General features: G+C 62.1%; 1 protein-coding gene. It reads left to right on the top strand.

Annotated features, from left to right (window positions below):
* Positions 1-654 precede the first annotated feature (654 nt).
* Entirely contained in the window at positions 655-1,005 is a 351-nt protein-coding gene (locus G3446_RS26890; RefSeq protein ID WP_164456707.1) for an Rpn family recombination-promoting nuclease/putative transposase, read from the top strand.
* Positions 1,006-1,060 lie beyond the last annotated feature (55 nt).

The raw sequence follows: 1,060 nt of genomic DNA, 5'->3' as shown, positions 1-1,060 counted from the left end.
GGGCCTGAGCGTCGCGCAGGTCGAGGCGCTGCGCGCGTCCGACCCGGACTGAGACGCCGAAAACGCAACAACCCCGAGGCTCAGGGAGCACTCGGGGTTGAAGATCAGACCAGCAAGGTAGGATGGGTAGAGTGACCACGCTACGACGCTGACCCTTGGCACGGACGCCGATTAGTCACGAAACCCATCGATCCACTGACCCGGATGTCAGACTGAAACGCCCTCGGGAAACCGGGGGCGTTTTTGTTTGGGTGCGCGCCTGGCAGATCGGCGCGGGGGATGATGGGTTTCGCTGCGCTCTACCCATCCTACGTGGCTAACCTGTGATTTTCAGCGCGGTAGGATGGGTAGAGTGACCACGCTATGACGCTGCCCCTTGGCACGGACGCCGACTGGTCACGAAACCCATCGAGCCACTGACCCGGATGTCAGACGGAAACGCCCTCGGGAAACCGGGGGCGTTTTTGTTTGGGTGCGGGCCTGGCAGATCGGCGCGGGGAATGATGGGTTTCGCTGCGCTCTACCCATCCTACGTCCTTCTGATGCCTCGCTGGAGGCGTCCGCCGCGTGAGCCGGCGGCGCGAAGCCGCGCGGGATTGTCCCGGCGCGTGCAGGGCGCTACAGTTCTCGGCCATCTGGACAGGGGAGATGGGGATGGCCAAGCACCACGACACCGGCTACAAGGAGCTGTTCAGCCACCCGGAATTGGTCCAGCAGCTCATGGAGGGTTTCGCCCCGCCCGAGATCGCGGCGCTGATGGATTTCGCCACGTTGAAGAACCACAGCGGCAATTACATCACCCCACTGTTCGAGGAACGCTTCGAGGACGTCGTCTGGTCGGTGGAGGTGCACTGGCGGGGGATCACCGAGCGACTCTTTCTTTATCTGCTGATCGAGTTTCAGTCCAGGGTCGATCCCAGCATGCCGCTGCGGATGCTGCACTACGTGGCCTGCTTCTACCAGCACCTGATCAAGACCAAGGTTGAGCCTGGCCACCGTCCCTGATGGATTTTCCCCTTTAAATAGTCATTTTGCATGAGGGAGAGGGGTGGGCCTCCCT

This window comes from Thiorhodococcus minor (genome assembly GCF_010820565.1).
Classification (GTDB): domain Bacteria; phylum Pseudomonadota; class Gammaproteobacteria; order Chromatiales; family Chromatiaceae; genus Thiorhodococcus; species Thiorhodococcus minor.
Note: the sequence above shows the minus strand (reverse complement) of the source record. Positions and strands in the feature narration are given on the sequence as shown.